At 67.8% G+C, this 1,514-nt stretch carries 1 protein-coding gene; it reads left to right on the top strand.

What is annotated here, in order from left to right; genetic code table 11:
* The first annotated feature begins 126 nt into the window (after positions 1-126).
* A complete protein-coding gene (locus AB0M88_RS53255; protein ID WP_364116330.1) occupies positions 127-1,479 on the top strand; it encodes an IS66 family transposase in 1,353 nt (450 codons plus the stop codon).
* Positions 1,480-1,514 lie beyond the last annotated feature (35 nt).

The raw sequence follows: 1,514 nt of genomic DNA on the forward strand, positions 1-1,514 counted from the left end.
GTAACTGGATAGGTGTCGTTGATCTTTCAGTGCCGCGGAGGGCTCTGAAAGCGTTGACTATTCGTGCCTGCCGAGTCCGCGCCGTCGTATGACGATCTCCTGTCGGAGAATGTTGTGCTGCGGGCGATGGTGGCGGATCTGACGGCCCGGCTCGATCAGGCCCTGGGCCGGATCACGGAGCTGGAAGCCCGATTGACGCAGTCCTCGAGGAACTCGTCGAAGCCGCCGTCGTCGGACGGTCTGGCCAAACCAGCACCGAAGTCGCTGCGTAAGAAGACCGGACGCGGGCCGGGACGCCCGGCAGGACAGCCGGGGACCACTCTGGAACAGGTCGCCAACCCGGACGTGGTCGTGCGGCATCTCCCGGATGTCTGCGGTGGATGCGGTAACGGCCTGGCCGGCGGGGTCGAGGTGGCGGTGGCCCGCCGTCAGGTGTTCGACGTCCCGGTCCCGACCGTGGTGGTCACCGAGCATCAGATCGTGACGGTGGCCTGCGGGTGCGGGCACCACACCAGCGGCGCCGCCCCGGCAGAGGCCACCGCACCGGTGGCCTACGGCCCCCGGCTGGCCGGCATCGGCGTATACCTGCTGCACGGGCAGTTCCTGTCGATCGGCCGGACCGCGGACGCGTTACGCGACCTGTTCGGGCTCCCGGTCGCCGCGGCCACCGTGTCCTGCTGGGTCAAACGCACCGCTCTCGGGATCATCGAGAAGGTCCTGCCCGTCATCGCCGACCGGATCGCCGCCGCCCCGGTGGCCTGCTTCGACGAGACCGGTATCCGCACCAACGGTCGTCTCGCCTGGCTGCACTCCGCCTCCACCAGCACCGACGTGCTGCTCAGCGTGCACCCCAAACGCGGCACCGCCGCGATGGACGCCGCCAAGGTGCTGCCCCGTTTCACCGGCGTCGCCGTGCACGACGCGTGGGCGCCCTACGACACCTATACCCACGCCACCCACGCACTCTGCAACGCCCACGTCCTGCGCGAACTTGTCTACGTCACCGACACCGCCACCGGCCACCTCGCCGACCTGGCCGAACAAGCCATCGACGCGCTACGACAACTGAACCAGCTGGTCGACGCCGTTCACGGCCGACCCGATCCCGCCGCTATCGACGAGCAACAGCACCTGCTGCGCTCCGCCGTCGTGCTCGGCGCCCAGGCTACCGCCACCCGCGACGGCAAACTCCAGCGCAAACACCACGCACTGTTCACCCGGCTCCGCGACCGCCGTGACGACTACCTCCGGTTCGTCACACACCCCGGCGTGCCGTTCGACAACAACGCCGCAGAGCAGACCATCCGCATGCCGAAACTCCGAATAAAAGTCTCCGGCAGCATGCGCACCCTCACCGGCGCCGAGAACTTCGCCGCGATCCGCAGCTACACCGCTACCGCAATCCGGCACGGCCACAACATGCTCGACGCACTCATCCAAGCCGCCACAGGAAACCCCTGGATCCCCACCACCAGCTGAAAAACACAGCGTATCCGGGCACCTATCCAGTCACG

It is taken from the genome of Actinoplanes sp. NPDC051411 (assembly GCF_040682075.1).
Classification (GTDB): Bacteria; Actinomycetota; Actinomycetes; order Mycobacteriales; family Micromonosporaceae; genus Actinoplanes.